The following is a 16285-nucleotide window of genomic DNA, read 5'->3' on the forward strand; positions in this document are numbered from 1 at the left end:
TCAGCGGTTCTGGAACACCGGCGGGCGGCGCGCGAGGAAGGCGCTGGTGCCTTCGCGCATGTCCTCGGTGGCGAACATCAGGCCGAACTGCGCGCTCTCGTATTCCAGACCTTCGCCCAGCGCGCACTCGCCGCCGATGTGGATGGCATCCAGGATGCCGCGCAGCGCCAGGGGCGCGGCCGAGGCAAGCTGCGACGCCAGTGCGTGGACGCGGGCATCCAGATCGGTGGCCGGGACGACCTCGTTGACGATCCCCAACTGCGCGGCGCGGGCGGCGGTGATCGGGGCGCCGAGCAGGCACAGCTCCAGCGCGGCGGCGCGGCCACACAGACGCAGCAGGCGCTGGCTGCCACCGAAGCCGGGGATCAGCCCCAGGTTGATCTCCGGCTGGCCGAGTCTGGCGGTCTCGGCGGCCACCCGCAGGTGGCAGGCCATCGCCAGCTCCAGCCCGCCACCCAGCGCGAATCCATTGATTTTGCCGATGACCGGCTTGGGCATCCGCTCGATGCGCCGCATCAACCCCTGGCCCAGCAGCGAGAAATCACGACCCTGAACCGCGCTCAGGCCGTTCATTTCGGCGATGTCGGCCCCGGCAACGAACGCCTTGGGACCGGCGCCGGTCAGCACCACCACCCGCACGTCCGGATCGGCGGCCGCCGCGGCGAAGGCGGCATCCAAGGCTTCCAGCGTGGCCCGGTCGAGGGCGTTGAGCTTGTCCGGGCGGTTGACCGTCACGGTGCGTACGGCACCATCGTCCATAATCGCGATAAGGGCGTCGGCCACGGCAGGACTCCTGAAAACGTTAAAAAATAGTGATGTTGAACTCTTGAAACGAAGTCAGGTCAGAGCCTCCGTCGTTAGTGGCGGTTCAACGTTGCGGCGGCTATCCTAACCCGTCGCCTCAGGGCGGCCCAACGCGTCCTGAGTTACCACCCCTGGAGAAAAGTTTGATGAAGTTGCGTTCTATCGCGGTCGCCGTCGCGGCCCTGGCCCTGACGGGCAATGCCTTCGCCCAGGACACCTCGTCCGAAAAGGGCAAGCTGAGCTATTACTTCGGTTACGACTACGGTAACAACCTGGCTGAACTCACCGCACGCGGCGAGCAGCTGGACATCAACTCGGTGGTGAAGGGCCTGCAGGATGCCTACGCCAAGAAGCAGCCGTCGATCACGGCCGAGCAGTTGAAGCCCGCCGTCGAAGCCTTCCAGAAGCGTGAGCAGGGTCGTGCCCAGGCCGCCAAGGCCGAGTACGACAAGGCTGCCGCCGAGAACAAGACCAAGAGCACCCAGTTCCTGGCCGCCAACAAGGCCAAGGCCGGCGTGCAGTCGCTTCCGAGCGGCGTGCAGTACCGCGTGATCGAAGCAGGCAAGGGTGCCAAGCCGACCCAGGCCAGCACCGTGCAGCTGGAAGTGGCCGGTCCGTATCCGTTCGGCACCCGTCCGGCCGAAGCGCGCCCGGCCCAGCAGATCCCGGGCATCAAGGTCAGCGAAGTCGAAATGAAGGCCATGCGTGAAGCCCTGCTGCAGATGCCGGCCGGCTCCAAGTGGGAAGTGACGCTGCCGCCGGAACAGGCTTATGGTGCCGATCCGCGCACGCCGTTCCCGCCGAACGTTGCGGTGCAGTTCGAAATCAAGCTCGTCAGCGTCAAGTAATTTCTGCAACATCAAGAACGCGCCGGTGGAAACACCGGCGCGTTTTTCGTTTCCGTGCATTCGCGCTACTGTTGAGCGGTCCAATCGATGGAAGAATCCCCGCATGCCGCGCCCACTCCCTGCATCGGAATCTGCGCACTGGATCGCGCCGGTATCTGCACGGGCTGCCTGCGCACCGTGGATGAGATCACCCGCTGGCGAACCATGAGCCGACCCGAACAGCATCACGTCATGCAGCGCACGCTGCCCCTGCGCGAACAACTGCGTCAGTCGCTGCGCGGTTCGCTGGCCGAGCACGAACGCCTGCTGCGCGCACTGCATCCGCTGGACCAGCCGCCGCAGGGCGATGGCTGGAACCGCAGCGAACTCATCGATCTCCTGCCGCCCGGCCCACCGGTCGAAGCCGCCGTGCTGGCCGGCATCATTCCGCGCGAGGGCGGCGCCCAGGTGCTGCTGACCCGGCGTACCGACACGCTGCGCCACCATGGGGGCCAGGTCGGCTTCCCCGGCGGCCGAATGGAGCCGGACGACCGTGACGCCGTGGCGGCCGCGATCCGCGAGAGCGACGAGGAAATCGCGCTCAAGCACGACCAGGTGCAGGTGCTCGGGTATCTCGACCCGTTCGTGACCATCACCGGCTATCGGGTCATGCCGGTGGTGGCGGTGATCGATCCCGCGTTCGTGGCCGTACCCGAACCGGGGGAGGTCGCGGAAGTATTCGAAGTGCCGCTGTCCTACCTGATGGATCCGGCCAACCTGCACCACGTCGAGATCGACCATCGCGGGCGCATCCGCCACGTGCTCGAATACGGCTGGCCCGGGCAGCGGATCTGGGGCGCGACCGCCGCCATTCTCTACAACCTGCGTCGCCGCCTGGAGCAGACCGCATGACCACGCCACTGATCGATGTCACCGCCCTCGCAAAGGCCCTGGAGGAGGGCGCCACGCGCCTGATGGATGCACGGGCGACGGCCAGTGCCGCCCCGCCGCTGACGGTGGTGGATGCGCGTTTCTCGCTCGCCGACCCGCAGTCCGGTGCGCAACTGTATGCACAGGGCCATCTGCCCGGTGCGCTGTACGCCGATCTCAACCGGGATCTGTCCGATCTCGGCCGTACCGGCCATGGCCGTCACCCGCTGCCGGACAGCGACGCGTTCGCCGCGCGCCTGGGCGAGTGGGGCATCGGGCCGCAGACCCGGGTCGTGGTCTACGACGCCGGCGACGGCAGCATGGCCGCCGCGCGCCTCTGGTGGCTGCTGCGGCTGATCGGACATGCGCACGTGCAGGTGCTCGATGGTGGCTTCGCCGCCTGGCAGGCGGCTGGTTTGCCGGTGACGGCGGCGCTGCCGCAGGTGTCCCCGTTGCCGCCGTACCCCGGTCGTTTCGACCGCAACCGGATCGCCTCGGTGGAGGAGGTGCAGGCGCGGTTGAAGCACGCGCCGGGCTGGCTGATCGATGCGCGGGCCGGTGAACGCTTCCGTGGCGAAGTGGAACCGTTGGATCCGGTCGCCGGCCACGTGCCCGGCGCGGTGAATCGTCCTTTCGCGTTGAACGTGCATGACGGGCGGTTGCGCCCTGCGGACGATCTGCGCGCGGCGCTGCAGCCGCTGATCGGCACCCACGCGCCGGACGAGGTGGTGTTGATGTGTGGCTCCGGCGTCACCGCCTGCCACCTGCTGCTGGCGATGGACGTCGCGGGGCTGGAAGGTGCGCGGATCTATGCGGATTCGTGGAGCGGCTGGGTCAGCGACCCGTCGCGTCCCGTCGCCACCGGCTGATCATCACCCACGCAGTTCCTGCAACGGCACTGCCGCCAGCACGCGCGGCCACGGGAACAACGGACCCGGATCGCGCTTGCGTGGCACGCGCCGCTCCGGATCGTCGCTGGCCACTTCCTCGCGCGTATCCAGCCACTCATGGCCGGCGATATGTGTCAGCGCCGGCAGCGTCCCGCACAGATGCTGCAGCAGATCGATCAGGGCCGCGATCTGCAGATCGGGGTAGGGCTCGTCCATCGCCTGGTGCCGGGAATCCCACCAGTGCGGGTAACGCCCGGTGTTGACCAGTTCGATGCCGATCGAGCGCGGATTGAAGCCGCTGACCTGATGCGCGACGCGGTCCAGCGCCACGTACTGGACGATGCGCCCGTCGCGGTCGATGTAGTAGTGGCCGCTGTTGCCGGCGCCGCTCTCATACAGCACACGCTCGCCGTAGGCGCGCGCCATGGCCAGGTCAGGCAGTTCGGTGCAGTGGATGACCACCAGATCGATCTCGTCGTGCGTGCGCGGCAGCAGCCTGTCCTGGTAGGGCAGGGGCTGTGCATCGATGGCGGGCGGGGCGCGGTCGGGCATGCGGCGATGCTAGCATTTGGGCATGAACGCTCCTATCGATTCCCGCGCGGTACGCGCATGAGCCGCGGCCACTGCATCCTCTCCCACGGCTTTGAAAGTGGCCCCGACGCGATCAAGGTGACCGCCCTGGCCGAGGTGGCCGAACGCCTGGGCTGGACCCACGAGCGCCCCGACTACACCGACCTGGACGCCCAGCGGGAGGTCAGCAGCCTGGGCGACGTGCGCGCCCGCCTGCAGCGCCTGGTCACCCTCGCCGCCGCCCGTGCCGCCGAGGGCCCGGTGGTGCTGGCCGGCTCCAGCCTGGGGTCCTACATTTCGGCCATCGCCTCGCTGCAGGTACGGGTCCGTGGCCTGTTCCTGATGGTGCCGCCGACCCGGATGGGGCCGATGCCGGCCCTGGACGCGGCCCGCGTGCCGACCAGCGTGGTGCATGCCTGGCACGACGAGCTGATCCCGCCGGCCGAGGTGATCGCCTGGGCCCAGGCCCGCTCGGCGCGCCTGCTGATGGTGGATGACGGGCACCGGCTGACCGACCACGTCGAGGCCTCGAGCCGGGCGTTCGAGGAATTGCTGGCCTCGCTGTAACCGGGCGATCCCGCCCACGTCACGTACAATGGCCACCCGGGCTCCGTGCCCGGCTGCTTGCCGTGCCCGTGGGCACCCCCTCTCCGCTGACCTGCGATACCGATTCCGTGAAATTCTTTGTTTCCTGCGCCAAGGGCCTGGAGTATCTGCTCGCCGACGAACTGTTGGCGCTCGGCCTGGACAAGGCCACCGCCACCATTTCCGGCGTCAACGCCGAGGGCGAGCTGGCGCAGGCACAGCGCGTGGTGCTGTGGTCGCGCCTGGCCAGCCGGGTGCTGTGGCCGCTGGCCGAGTTCGAGTGCCCGGACGAGGGCTCGCTCTACCAGGGCGTGTCGGCGATGGCGTGGGAGCAGCACATCAGCCCCGAGCTGACCCTGTCGGTGGACGCGCATGTGTCCGGTACCGAGATCACCCACGCGCGCTTCGCCGCGCAGCGGGTCAAGGATGGCGTGGTCGACAGCCTGCGCGCGCAGGGCCTGGAACGGCCGTCGGTGAACGTCGAGTTCCCGGACGTGCGGATCAATCTGTCGCTGCGCAAGGGCCGGGCCACGATCTCGATCGATCTGGGCGGTGGCCCGATGCATCGCCGCGGCTGGCGGATGGCGCAGAACGAGGCGCCGCTGAAGGAAAACCTGGCCGCTGCCGTATTGCTGCGCGCCAACTGGCCGAAGATCCACAGTGAAGGCGGTGGCCTGCTCGACCCGATGTGCGGCAGTGGCACGCTGCTGATCGAAGGCGCGCTGATGGCCGCCGACGTCGCCCCGGGCCTGCAGCGCCACGGCAGCATCCCGCCGAGCCGCTGGCTGGGCTTTGACCGCGAGAGCTGGAACACCTTGATGGCCGAAGCGCGCACGCGCGAGGAAGCCGGCCGCGGTGCGCTCAAGCAGGTGATCCACGGCAGCGACATCGATCCGCATGCGATCCGCGCGGCCAAGGAAAACGCCGAGACCGCCGGTGTCTCGCACGCGATCTGGTTCGGCGTGCGCGACGTGGCCGATGTGCAGGTGCCGCTGCAGGAAACCGGCTGCGTGGTCTGCAATCCGCCCTACGACGAGCGCCTGGCCGCCGATGCCCTGCTGTATCGCCGCCTCGGCGACGCGCTCAAGCGCGCGGTGCCGCAGTGGCGTGCCAGCCTGCTGTGCGGCAGCGCCGACCTGGCGTTCGCCACCGGCCTGCGCGCCAACAAGAAGTACCAGCTGTTCAACGGCGCCATCGAGTGCGCGCTGATCGTCTGCGACCCGATCGCGGTGCCGCAGCGCGAGAACACCGGCCAGCCGCGCGAGCTCAGCGAAGGCGCGCAGATGGTGGCCAACCGCCTGCGCAAGAACATCAAGAAGTTCAAGACGTGGCGGACGCGCGAGAGCATCACCTGCTACCGCGTCTACGATGCCGATCTGCCGGAATACGCAGCCGCCATCGATGTCTACGAAGAAGATGGCGGTGCCCGCCGCACCTTCCTGCATGTGCAGGAATACGCGGCCCCGGCGACCATTCCGGATGTCGATGTGCGTCGTCGTCGCAACGAGCTGCTGTCGGCCGCGCGTGAGGTCTTCCAGGTGCCGGCCGAGCAGGTCGCGCTGAAGTCGCGCGAGCGTGGCAAGGGCGGCAGCAAGTACGGTCGTTTCGAGCAGCGCGGCGAGTTCGTGCTGGTGCGCGAGAACGATGCCCTGCTGCGCGTGAACCTGTTTGACTATCTGGATACCGGCCTGTTCCTGGACCATCGCCCGCTGCGCTGGCACATGGCGCAGGAAGCCCAGGGCAAGCGTTTCCTCAACCTGTTCTGCTACACCGGCGTCGCCTCGGTGCAGGCCGCCGTGGCCGGTGCCGCGACGACCACCAGCGTGGATCTGTCCGGTACCTACCTGCAGTGGTGCGCCGACAACCTGGCCTTGAACGGCAAGGGCGGCAGCCAGCACCAGTTGATCCAGGCCGATGCCCTGGCGTGGCTGGAAGCAGAGCGCCACCGCTTCGACGTGATCTTCTGCGATCCGCCGACGTTCTCCAACTCGGCCCGCGCCGATGATTTCGACATCCAGCGCGAACACGTGCGCCTGCTGCGCGCGGCCGTGGCGCGCCTGAGCCCGGAAGGCGTGCTGTATTTCTCCAACAACTTCCGCCGCTTCAAGCTGGACGACGAAGCGATCAAGGAATTCGCGGAGTGCAAGGAGATTTCGCCCGAGACCATCGGTGCCGACTTCGAACGCAACCCGCGCATCCACCGCGCGTGGGAACTGCGCCGCTACGGCGCCTGACGGGAAGGGGCTGACATGGACGACAGCCACCTCCACGCCGACGGGCTGCTGCTGCGACCGTTCGAGGATGCCGACGCCGCCGCGTTCGCAGCGGCGGTGCGCGAATCGGCCGAGGGTATGCGGCGCTGGATGCCGTGGAGCTCGGTCGACTACAGCGTCGAGCAGGCGCTGCAGTGGTTCCAGGCCTGCCGGGACGGCTGGGCGGCAGGCACGGCCTGCGAGTACGGGGTATTCGACCGCGACACCGCCGCCTTCGTTGGCGGCGCGGGACTGAACAAGATCCAGGCCGACCCCCGGTTCTGCAACCTGGGGTACTGGGTCCGGCAGGCGTGTCGCGGCCAGGGTGTCGCGCCCCGCGTCGTGCAGGCACTGGCCGTCCAGGCATTCGGGCCGCTGGGCCTGCATCGGGTGGAGATCGTCGTGGCCGTGGGCAACCTCGCCAGCGAACGGGTGGCGGTGAAGTCCGGCGCCCTGCGCGAGGGCGTGGCGCGCAACCGACTGGTCATCGACGACCGTCCTGCCGCCGCGCACATGTTCTCACTGGTGCCCTGAGCGGCGATCGCGATGCAGCTACGCACCTGGGGGGGGCGGCGGGTGCACCGCAGGGATCGATCTGAAGGCAGGGCCACGTCATGCGTGGCCGTTCCCTCAGCGCGCGATGAGCGCCACCGCCAGCCCCACCACCGGCAACGCCCACGCCAGCGGCGCGATCCAGCGCGGGCGGTATGGATACAGCCCGAACGCGATCACCACCCCGCTGATCGTCAGCGCGCCCAGCCACAGCACCGGACCGATCGCCCAGCCGTGGTCCAGCACGCACAGCGCGAATGCGACGGTCAGCAGCGCCCAGCCCACCCAGCGCCATACCCGCATGCGGGATGCGCTGGCGCCGGCTTTGCCATGCAGGTCCAGTTGGTGCTTGTCCATGGCCAGCGACAGCGCCGTGAATGCCGAGAAGGTCAGCGTGATGGCGAGCAGCATCATGCCGTGGCCTCCGCCGCGGCCGCCTGCTGGCGACGCTTCTTTTCGGCCGCGCTCAGCGGGGGCTGCCAGCGCTGCATGCGATGGCCGCAGTAGGCCAGCATCGCGCCGAAGGCGAGCATGGTCAGGTCGAACCCGGCCAGCACCCAGTCACCGCTACGCAGGGTCACGCCCAGATGCGCATGCGTGGTGAGTGCGTTGACCACCGGGATCAGGGCGAACAGCACGCCACCCAGATACAGCTGCCAGGTCCACATCATCCGCTTCGGCCAGACGAAGCCGGCCAGCAAGGCAGCGGCCCAGGCATAGAAGAAGGCATTGACCTCGGCATCGGAACGCTCGGCCATGTGGACGGGCAGCAGACGGTTGGCCAGGAAGTAGGTCGCGAACGCGATCGGTAGGCCAGCAACCGCGCCGATGTTGAGCGCGTCGACCAGGCGCAGGCCGAAGCCGGTCTTGCCGGACTTGGCGTGCTTGGGCCGCTCCTTGACCGCCCACAGGACCACGCCGCTGGCCACCATCAGGCAGCCGATCAGCCCGGACAGGAAGAACAGGGCGCGCAGGCCCCAATCCGCGAAGCGGGCCAGGTGCAGGCCGTACATCACGCCGCGGGTCTGGGTCGCGCCGCCCGAGGCCGGGCTGGCCTCGATCAACTGGCCGGTGATGGCATTGAAACGCAGCGACGGCGTATCCACCGACAGGCGCTTTCCATCGCGCTGGGTGATGTCCACGATCGCGTTGGCCGCGCCCGGGTGGTACAGGGTGAAGCCGGCCACGTCCGCGCCCTTCCATTCGGCGCGGGCGCTGTCCAGCAGCTGCTGGATCGGCAGGGGCGTGGCGCGTCCCTCGGCGGGGGTCTCGATCTCGGCCAGGCGCGCGAAGGCCTCGCTGAAGAACGCCTCCTCATCCTTGGGGTAGGCCACGCTCACGCCCCACGGCAGGTACATGAACATCAGGGTGACGATGCCGGTGTAGGTGATCATCGCGTGGTACGGCAGGGCCATCACCGCGCTGACGTTGTGGAAATCCAGCCACGAACGCAGGCCCTTTTCCGGACGGAAGGTGAAGAAGTCCTTGAAGATCTTCTTGTGCGTGATCACGCCGGTGATGATCGCCACCAGCATGAACATCGCGCAGAACCCCACCAGGTAACGCGCCCAGTACACCGGGATGTAGTGCAGGTCGAAATGCAGGCGGTAGAAGAAGTCGCCACCGCGGGTCTCGCGCGCGGCGATCTCCTCGCCGGTGTTCGGATCGACGGTGGCATCGCCGAAGCGACCACCGCCGCGCCGGCGACGCTCGCCTTCCACCGGCGGCTTGACCATCGATTCGGGGTTGCGCCAGAACATGCGCATCGCCGGGTTGCGGGGGTCGGGCAGAGTGACGTTCCAGCTCTCGGCCTGCGGGGCCTTGTGCTGCAGGAAGGTCAGCGCACGTTCGGCGGCCACGTCGGCGGTGACGCTGCTGCGCGGCAGTTCCGGGCGCATCCAGCGGCTGATCTCTTCGCGGTAATAGCTGGCGGTGCCGGCCATGAAAATCAGCAGCAGCAGCCAGCCGACCAGCAGGCCGGTCCAGGTGTGCAGCCAGGCCATCGACTGGCGGAATCCATTTTTCATGCGGCCCCCTGCAGCAGGCGGGTGCCCACCCAGAACAGCACGGTGGGAACCAGGATCCCGACCCAGGCGCGCAGGGCGGTGCGGGTGGCGAACGCCCACAACGCCGCGCAGGCGCACAGCACGATCGCCACCAGCATGCCGGTCAGCACGGCCTGGCCACGCGCGATCGGCAGGGCGACGGCGAAGAACATCGAGCAGGTGGCGGCCAGTGCGTAGCCGCCGAAGATCGCGGCGAGCGAGCGTGACAACACGCCCAACCAGGGGCGGGTGAAGAAAGAACCAAGACGGTTGAACCTGGCGCTGGCGTTCGGCGTGCTGTCCACGGAAACCTGCTGATCGATCGGGGAAACGGGCATCACCGGCCGCAGCCGGTGATGAAGAATAGTGGCCATCCCTTCCAGTGTGAGAATCGGCAGCACGCGCGCGCAGCGACGCTGCCAAAGGCAGAAGGCGGTGCGAGGAACCACGGATCATGGGAGGTACACGGGACCGTCGCGCGGGAAAGCGCAGGGCCTCGGTGCGTCAATTGGCCAGGCGCACAGCGGATTGGTGAATGATAGGCATTATCATTTAGTGAGACAAGCGTCAGGGTGGTGTCGGGACCGGGTAAACGCCGTGCGCTTGGCTACGTCCGGTGGGCTGCAGACCGTCGCCTGTGTGTCACGGCCGGGCAATATCGCGTCAACAGACTGTGAGGATGTCGTGACACACCGTCACGGCACCCCCCATCTGTTCGTTCGCGGAGTCGTCAGTGAATCGTTGTGCCCTTGCTGTTGCGGTGCTGTCCGTCCTTACCTTCGCCACCGCCGCCGATGCGCGCGCCGAGGCCGCTCCGGCAGGGAATGCCGCGGCCCCCGCCACCCTGGACACGATGATCGTCACCGGCACGCGCGGCAGCAACCGCACGCAGTTCGACACGCTGGCCCCGGTGGACGTGTTCTCGCAGGAAGAGATCCAGGCGATCGAGTCGTCCGACCTCAACGATGTGCTGGCCCAGCTGGTGCCGTCGTTCGTGGTGCAACGCATGCCGATGAACGACGGCCTGGTGTTCGTGCGGCCGGCCACGCTGCGTGGCCTCTCGCCGGACCAGACCCTGGTGCTGGTCAACGGCCGGCGCTTCCACCGCTCTGCGCTGCTCGGTGCACGCGGTGCGCAGGGCCCGGACCTGGCCCAGATTCCGGTGCATGCGATCCAGCGCATCGAAGTGCTGCGCGACGGTGCGTCGGCGCAATACGGCTCGGATGCCATCGCCGGGGTGATCAACATCATCCTGGATGATCGCGTCGGGGGTGAGCTGTCGCTGGGCCTCTCCGAATACAGCGAGGGCGATGGCACCGGCCGCAAGATCGGCGGCCGCCACGGCTTTGCACTGGGCGACAAGGGCAGCCTGTCGCTGTTCGCCGACTGGGACAAGTCCGATGCGACCTCGCGCAGCCGCCAGCGCGCCGATGCGATCGCCTTCCAGAACGCCCATCCGGATCTGGTCGTGCCCGATCCCGTGCAGCGCTGGGGCCAGCCCGACCTGGAAAACCGCCATTTCGGCTTCAACCTCACCCTGGCCTTGAACGACAGCGTCGACCTTTACGGCTTCGGTCTGTACGGGCACAGCGAAGGCGTCAGTGATTTCAACTGGCGCAATCCCGATGGCACCGCTTCGGTCTACAACCGCAGCCGCGTGTTCCCCGGCTGGGATGCGCGCAGCCTGTACCCGACCGGCTTCAGCCCGAAATACGGCAACGAGCAGGACGACCTGCAGGGCGTGCTCGGCCTGCGCGGCTACTGGGGCGAGCGCTGGCGATGGGATGTGAGCGGCTCCTACGGGCGCAATCGCATCGACTACACGCTGGGCAATTCGATCAACGCCTCGCTCGGCCCGGACAGCCCAACCTCGTTCTACCTTGGGCGCCTCTCGCAGGAAGAGAAGAACCTCAACGCGGATCTCGTCTATTCGCTGCCGGTCAGCGCGCTGGCCGCGCCGATCAACATCGCCTTCGGCGCGGAGACGCGCGAGGAAACCTACGGGGTGGATGCCGGCGATCCGGCGTCGTACGCGATCGGCCCGGGTGCGGTGACCGGCCTGGCCGGTGGGGCAAATGGTGCGCCGGGTTTCAGCGCGGCCAATGCCGGGCGCTGGAGCCAGCGCAGCCGCGCGGCCTACATCGATGTCGAAGCCCCGTTGACGGCACGCTGGACCGTCGGCGCGGCGACCCGTTACGAGCACTTCTCCGCCTTTGGTGAAAGCGTGGACGGCAAGCTCTCCAGCCGCTTCGAGTTCACCCCGGACCTGGCGGTGCGCGGCTCGGTCTCCACCGGCTTCCGTGCGCCGACCCCGGGCCAGCTCTATACGCAGAGCACCCAGCAGGGCCTGGACACCGTGACCCTGCAGGTGTTCACCACCGGCCGCCTGTCGCCCAGCGATCCGCTCGCGATCCAGCTCGGTGCCCAGCCGCTCAAGCCGGAGCAGTCGCGTACCGCCTCGCTCGGCCTGACCTGGAAGAACGACCTGGGCTTCTCCGGCTCGGTGGACCTGTACGACATCAAGGTCACCGACCGCTTCAGCCAGTCGGCCTCGTTCGCGGTGCCGACCGGCGTGCCCAACCCGCTGGCGTACACCTCGGTGAGTTTCTACACCAACGATTTCGACACCACCACGCGCGGTGTCGATGTGGTCGCCAGCCACACCACCGCACTTGGCGCGGGACGACTGAGTACCACGCTGGGCTACAACTACAACCAGACCCAGGTGGACAGCGGTGCCACCGGCGTGGCCACCAGTGAAAGCCAGCGCCGCATCTTCGAAGAGCGCCTGCCGCGGCAGAAGGCCACGCTCAGCAGCACCTACGCGTGGGGTCGCTTCAGCGTGCTCGGGAAGCTGCGATACTACGGGGCATGGACAGACTCTTCGGGCAATGCCACCGGCGACATCTTCCAGCGCTTCGGGGCGATGAGCTTCGTCGATCTGGCGGTGAGCTGGACTGTCACCGAGCAGCAGACGCTGCGGATCGGCGCGGACAACCTGTTCGACCGCTACCCGGACGAGGCCAGCTTCCAGGCCAGTCGCGGCCTGATCTATTCGCGGAACGCGCCGTATGACACCGACGGCCGCAACCTCTACGCCGAATACCGGATCCGCTACTGATGGACCGGCAACGACGCTCTCTGCTGCGGGGCGCACTGGCCCTGCCGGTCGCCACGCTACTTTCCGGCACGACCGCCATGGGTGCTGAACCGATGGCGCTGCCGGCAGTGGGCACGCGTACGCCCACAGAGCTTGCCGCCGACGAAACCTGGTGGGCGCAGGTCCGCGCGCTGTACGACCTCACCGATGAGGTCGTGATGCTGGACAACGGCTACTGGGGCGCGATGGCGCGCCCGGTGCTGCAGGCCTACCAGCAGGCCACTGCCACGGTGAATGCCGGCAACGCCTGGTTCGGTCGCCTGGCGTTCCCGCCGCTGTTTGAAGAGGCCCGCGTGCGCCTGGCGCAGGTGCTGGGGGTGGAAACCGACGAGATCGTGCTCACCCGCGGTGCGACGGAAGCGATGCAGGTGCTGATCGGCAGCTACCGCGGGCTGTCGCCGGGCGATGCGGTGATGTACGCGGACACCGACTACGACAGCATGATCAGCGCGATGCAGTGGCTGCAGGCGCGGCGCGGCGTGCAGCCGGTGGCGATCACGCTGCCCGAGCCGTTCGACCATGACAGCATCGTGGAGACCTACCGCCGCGCGCTGGCCGCCAACCCGCGCGTGCGCCTGCTCCTGCTGACCCACGTCAACCATCGCAACGGGATGCTGCTGCCGGTGGCCGAGATCGCCGCGCTGGCCCGGGCGGCCGGCGTGGAGGTGGTGCTCGACGCCGCACACGGCATCGGCCAGGTGGATACGCCGCTGCGTGCGTTGGGCGTGGATTTCATCGGGATCAACCTGCACAAGTGGATCGGTGCGCCGGTCGGTGTCGGCGCGGTGTACGTCCGCCGCGGACGGGTGCGTGATCTGGATCCGTACATGGGCGAGCAGGACCACGACGACATCCGCACCCGCGTGCACACCGGCACGGTCAACTTCGCGGCGTACATGGCACTGCCGGTCGCACTGGACCTGCACGAGCGCATCGGGGTGGCCAACAAGCGTGCGCGCCTGCTGCGCCTGCGCAATCAGTGGATGGACGCGTTGCGCGGCGACGCGCGCATCCAGCTGCTGGGCTCGGACGACCCGCGGTTGTCCAGTGCGATCACCTCGTTCCGGGTGCGCGGGCAGACCACGATGCGCGACAACACCGCCACCTCGCAGCGGATGGTGAAGCAGTCCGGGGTGTTCGTGGTGCCACGCGAGGGGTTGGCCTCCGGCGCCTGCCTGCGGGTGACGCCGGGCATCTTCAGCACGCCGGCGCAGATGGACGCACTGGTGGCGGCGGTACGCGCGGTCGCCGGCTGAGGCACCCGACGACGCTGGCGGTGACCTCGCCAGCGTCCGGCGGCAGGCCCGACGCGGGTCGGGCTACCAGTGGAACCACACCGTCAGCGCGTGCAGGATCACGCCGATCAGACCACCTACCAGGGTGCCGTTGAAGCGGATGAACTGCAGGTCGCGGCCAACGCTCAGTTCCAGCTGCTCGACCAGGTGGCGTTCGTCCCAGCTCTTGACCGTCTGCGCGATGTGCTCGGTCACGCCGCTGCGCAGCCGGGTGGTCAGGCGCTCGGCACCGTCCATCAGGTGCTGGTTGAGCGCCTCGCGCAGCGAAGGGTCGGCCTGCAGCGCCTCACCCACGGAGGCCAGGCTGCGGCGCAGATGGCCGGCGAGCGCAGAGTCCTCGCTGGCCAGGTCGGCACGCAGGCTGGCGTGGATGCGCGCCCACAGGCCCTGCACGTACTCCTGCACGGCCGGGTGGTCGATCACCTGCTGCTTGAGCTGCTCCACTTTCTCGGCCAGGGCCGGGTCTTCACGCAGGCGCTGGATGTAGTCGCTCAGCCAGGTTTCGTAATCGCGGCGCAGCGGATGCTCGGGCTGGGCCAGGATCTGCTGCAGTTCTTCCAGCACCGCGTGCGCCAGTCGCTCGGCCAGGGTGTCACCGATCTCGTCGATCGGTTTGACCCAGTTGACGGTGCTGGCCAGCTTGGGCCACTCGCGCTGGATGTAGCCCACGATTAGGGTGGAGGCGCGGTCTTTGACCTTCTCGTTGCCCAGCCATTCGCTGATCCGGGTCAGGCCTTCATCCAGCACGCGCTGGTGGCGGTTGTCGGCGGTCAACAGGCCGAGCAGTTCACCGGCGGTGGCGGCCGCGTTCCACTGGCGCAGCTGCTGGATCACGAAGCCCTGGATGCTGCGCCGGACCGCGGCCTCATCGAGGAAATCCAGCGCCTGCAGCGCCCAGCCGCGCGCCATGTCGGCCAGCATGCGGGCGCGTGCGGGCTCGGCGAGCCAGCTGCCGAGACGGCTGGCCGGATCGAACACCTGCAGCCTCGCCAGCAGCGCCTGCGGTTCCAGGAACTGGTCGCGCACGAACAACGCCAGGCTGTCGGCAATGCGGTCCTTGCTGCGCGGGATGATGGCGGTATGCGGGATCGGCAGGCCAAGCGGCCGCCGGAACAGCGCGACCACCGCGAACCAGTCGGCCAGCGCGCCGACCGCGGCCGCTTCGCAGAAGGCCGAGACCCAGGCCCAGATGCCCCGTTCGCCGTGCCAGTGGCTGACCGCGAATCCGGCCAGCATCGCCACCAGCATGGCCAAGGCGATCAGTTTGAGGCGGCGCAGCTGGGCGCGGCGCGGGTCGGGCGGGGAGATCGGCGTCATTGCGGCAGTCTAACGACCGAAGGATGATTGCGAGGTAGTGCCGGGGGGCGGGGCCCCGCCCCCCCCCCCCCACCCCCCCCCCCCCCCCCCCCCCCCCTCTGCCGCCGGCGGCCCCCCCCCCCCCCCCGCCACTACCTCAGACGTCCGCAACCTGCTTGCGCAGTGCGGCCAGCTGCTGGCGCAGGGTGTCGTTCTCCAGGGTCAGCGCGATGATGCGCTGGCGCAGCTCGGCCGGGCCTTCGCCCAGTGCGTTGAGCGCATCGGCGATCTCGGCGGCGCGGCTGGGGTCGACCTCGGCGTCGCCATCGGCGCTGTGCAGCACCTCCTGGGCCGGCTTGCGCGGCTTGCGCTTGGACTCGCGCACGCGCTTGGCGGCCTGCTTGAGTTCGTCCTTGCCGGCGGCGGCCGCGGCGCGCTGTTCGTCTTCGGGCAGGTCGGCCACGGCGGCCGCGGCGCTGATCGAGATCACCCCGGTCTTGACTGCTTCCACCAGCTCCGGCGCGGCCTGCTTGTGGATGCGTTCGATCATCGTCACTTGGCTGCTGCTCAGGCGCGCTTCGCGGGCCATGTCGGCGCGGCTGACCTTCGGCGCGGCGGCCCATGGCGGGCTGTCCTCGTCACCGGCATCGGCCGGGCCGCTGATCTCGCCGTCGCTTTCCTTCTGCAGCTGGGCCTGGTCGGCGCGATGACGCTCGGCCAGGATGTCGCGCTTGCGCAGCGCCAGCACGCCGCGCTGGAAATCGGACACGCTGCGGCGGCCCAGGTGCTGTTCGATCATCCACAGGTGGACGTCGTCCATCGATTGGAACCGGGTGTTCTGGATCGTCTGGAACGGCAGGCCGTGCTTCTGGCAGATGCCGTAGCGGTTGTGGCCGTCCACCAGCACCTCCCCCCACAGCACCAGCGCATCGCGGCAGCCCTCGGCGAGGATGCTGCGCTCCAGGGCGTCGTGCTCGTCCGGGGTCAGCGGGTCGATGTAGGCCTTGAGTTCTTCTTTGACGACAATGTCCATGCAATCCGGTACGCGAGCGAAACGTGACCGACCATTGTAAGGATCG

The 16285-nt window shown here is 68.5% G+C and carries 15 protein-coding genes; 8 read left to right on the plus strand and 7 right to left on the minus strand.

Translation table 11 applies throughout. The features are described 5' to 3' along the window. On the minus strand, window positions 1-783 hold the full coding sequence (locus ABE424_RS02455) for an enoyl-CoA hydratase-related protein (protein ID WP_346492300.1): 783 nt from the start codon (window positions 781-783) through the stop codon (window positions 1-3). A 167-nt stretch (window positions 784-950) separates the two neighbouring features. Here ABE424_RS02455 and ABE424_RS02460 point away from each other — a divergent pair, with 167 nt between their 5' ends. From ABE424_RS02460 to ABE424_RS02470, 3 genes are all read left to right on the plus strand, one after another. After that, window positions 951-1652 carry an FKBP-type peptidyl-prolyl cis-trans isomerase gene (locus ABE424_RS02460; RefSeq protein WP_176989918.1) on the plus strand — a complete coding sequence of 234 codons (702 nt, stop codon included), beginning with the start codon at window positions 951-953 and terminating at the stop codon, window positions 1650-1652. 87 nt (window positions 1653-1739) lie between these two features. Then, window positions 1740-2543, plus strand: coding sequence for a CoA pyrophosphatase (locus tag ABE424_RS02465; protein WP_346492301.1), 804 nt, complete (start codon window positions 1740-1742; stop codon window positions 2541-2543). Next, the gene (locus tag ABE424_RS02470; RefSeq protein WP_346492302.1) at window positions 2540-3430 is read left to right on the plus strand and encodes a sulfurtransferase; all 891 of its coding nucleotides are present in this window, start codon (window positions 2540-2542) and stop codon (window positions 3428-3430) included. Before ABE424_RS02465 ends, ABE424_RS02470 begins: the two co-directional genes overlap by 4 nt. Before the next feature lie 3 nt (window positions 3431-3433). Here the strand turns inward: ABE424_RS02470 and ABE424_RS02475 are convergent, their stop codons facing one another. Further along, window positions 3434-4003, minus strand: a complete 570-nt coding sequence (locus ABE424_RS02475) for an N-acetylmuramoyl-L-alanine amidase (RefSeq protein WP_346492303.1) — start codon at window positions 4001-4003, stop codon at window positions 3434-3436. Window positions 4004-4060: 57 nt separating this feature from the next. Between ABE424_RS02475 and ABE424_RS02480 the strand changes: the two genes are divergently transcribed. The 3 genes from ABE424_RS02480 (at window position 4061) to ABE424_RS02490 (ending at window position 7392) form a co-directional block, all read left to right on the plus strand. Beyond that, on the plus strand, window positions 4061-4588 hold the full coding sequence (locus ABE424_RS02480; RefSeq protein WP_346492304.1) for a hypothetical protein: 528 nt from the start codon (window positions 4061-4063) through the stop codon (window positions 4586-4588). Window positions 4589-4695: 107 nt separating this feature from the next. Continuing rightward, entirely contained in the window at window positions 4696-6840 is a 2145-nt protein-coding gene (gene rlmKL, locus ABE424_RS02485) for a bifunctional 23S rRNA (guanine(2069)-N(7))-methyltransferase RlmK/23S rRNA (guanine(2445)-N(2))-methyltransferase RlmL (protein WP_123729701.1), read from the plus strand. 15 nt (window positions 6841-6855) lie between these two features. Next, window positions 6856-7392, plus strand: a complete 537-nt coding sequence (locus ABE424_RS02490; RefSeq protein ID WP_346492305.1) for a GNAT family N-acetyltransferase — start codon at window positions 6856-6858, stop codon at window positions 7390-7392. A gap of 96 nt (window positions 7393-7488) precedes the next feature. Here the strand turns inward: ABE424_RS02490 and ABE424_RS02495 are convergent, their stop codons facing one another. From ABE424_RS02495 to ABE424_RS02505, 3 genes are read right to left on the minus strand one after another with little or no spacing between them, the layout of a single operon-like run. Next, a complete protein-coding gene (locus tag ABE424_RS02495) occupies window positions 7489-7824 on the minus strand; it encodes a DUF3325 domain-containing protein (protein WP_176989546.1) in 336 nt (111 codons plus the stop codon). Then, window positions 7821-9437, minus strand: coding sequence for a PepSY-associated TM helix domain-containing protein (locus tag ABE424_RS02500; protein ID WP_346492306.1), 1617 nt, complete (start codon window positions 9435-9437; stop codon window positions 7821-7823). The genes ABE424_RS02495 and ABE424_RS02500 overlap by 4 nt, the downstream gene beginning before the upstream one ends. After that, window positions 9434-9829 carry a DUF3649 domain-containing protein gene (locus ABE424_RS02505; RefSeq protein WP_346478549.1) on the minus strand — a complete coding sequence of 132 codons (396 nt, stop codon included), beginning with the start codon at window positions 9827-9829 and terminating at the stop codon, window positions 9434-9436. The genes ABE424_RS02500 and ABE424_RS02505 overlap by 4 nt, the downstream gene beginning before the upstream one ends. Before the next feature lie 359 nt (window positions 9830-10188). Between ABE424_RS02505 and ABE424_RS02510 the strand changes: the two genes are divergently transcribed. Both ABE424_RS02510 and ABE424_RS02515 read left to right on the plus strand, forming a co-directional pair. Continuing rightward, on the plus strand, window positions 10189-12576 hold the full coding sequence (locus ABE424_RS02510) for a TonB-dependent receptor (protein ID WP_346492307.1): 2388 nt from the start codon (window positions 10189-10191) through the stop codon (window positions 12574-12576). Next, window positions 12576-13871, plus strand: coding sequence for an aminotransferase class V-fold PLP-dependent enzyme (locus ABE424_RS02515; RefSeq protein ID WP_346492308.1), 1296 nt, complete (start codon window positions 12576-12578; stop codon window positions 13869-13871). The genes ABE424_RS02510 and ABE424_RS02515 overlap by 1 nt, the downstream gene beginning before the upstream one ends. 63 nt (window positions 13872-13934) lie before the next feature. Here ABE424_RS02515 and ABE424_RS02520 read toward each other — a convergent pair whose 3' ends face one another. Both ABE424_RS02520 and ABE424_RS02525 read right to left on the minus strand, forming a co-directional pair. Next, window positions 13935-15227, minus strand: a complete 1293-nt coding sequence (locus ABE424_RS02520; RefSeq protein WP_179459321.1) for a DUF445 family protein — start codon at window positions 15225-15227, stop codon at window positions 13935-13937. Between the two features lie 136 nt (window positions 15228-15363). Then, entirely contained in the window at window positions 15364-16239 is an 876-nt protein-coding gene (locus tag ABE424_RS02525; RefSeq protein WP_346490764.1) for a plasmid replication/partition related protein, read from the minus strand. Window positions 16240-16285: the final 46 nt, after the last annotated feature.

The organism is Stenotrophomonas sp. TWI1149 (genome assembly GCF_039673155.1).
Classification (GTDB): domain Bacteria; phylum Pseudomonadota; class Gammaproteobacteria; order Xanthomonadales; family Xanthomonadaceae; genus Stenotrophomonas; species Stenotrophomonas maltophilia_AA.

Bases quoted from the DNA above. Each gene is read 5' to 3' on its own strand.
- ABE424_RS02525 (WP_346490764.1), bottom strand. From the start codon at position 16,239: ATGGACATTGTCGTCAAAGAAGAACTCAAGGCCTACATCGACCCGCTG.
- ABE424_RS02460 (WP_176989918.1), top strand. From the start codon at position 951: ATGAAGTTGCGTTCTATCGCGGTCGCCGTCGCGGCCCTGGCCCTGACG.
- ABE424_RS02495 (WP_176989546.1), bottom strand. From the start codon at position 7,824: ATGATGCTGCTCGCCATCACGCTGACCTTCTCGGCATTCACGGCGCTG.
- ABE424_RS02490 (WP_346492305.1), top strand. From the start codon at position 6,856: ATGGACGACAGCCACCTCCACGCCGACGGGCTGCTGCTGCGACCGTTC.
- ABE424_RS02470 (WP_346492302.1), top strand. From the start codon at position 2,540: ATGACCACGCCACTGATCGATGTCACCGCCCTCGCAAAGGCCCTGGAG.
- ABE424_RS02520 (WP_179459321.1), bottom strand. From the start codon at position 15,227: ATGACGCCGATCTCCCCGCCCGACCCGCGCCGCGCCCAGCTGCGCCGC.
- ABE424_RS02505 (WP_346478549.1), bottom strand. From the start codon at position 9,829: ATGGCCACTATTCTTCATCACCGGCTGCGGCCGGTGATGCCCGTTTCC.
- ABE424_RS02480 (WP_346492304.1), top strand. From the start codon at position 4,061: ATGAGCCGCGGCCACTGCATCCTCTCCCACGGCTTTGAAAGTGGCCCC.
- ABE424_RS02515 (WP_346492308.1), top strand. From the start codon at position 12,576: ATGGACCGGCAACGACGCTCTCTGCTGCGGGGCGCACTGGCCCTGCCG.
- ABE424_RS02500 (WP_346492306.1), bottom strand. From the start codon at position 9,437: ATGAAAAATGGATTCCGCCAGTCGATGGCCTGGCTGCACACCTGGACC.
- ABE424_RS02475 (WP_346492303.1), bottom strand. From the start codon at position 4,003: ATGCCCGACCGCGCCCCGCCCGCCATCGATGCACAGCCCCTGCCCTAC.
- ABE424_RS02465 (WP_346492301.1), top strand. From the start codon at position 1,740: ATGGAAGAATCCCCGCATGCCGCGCCCACTCCCTGCATCGGAATCTGC.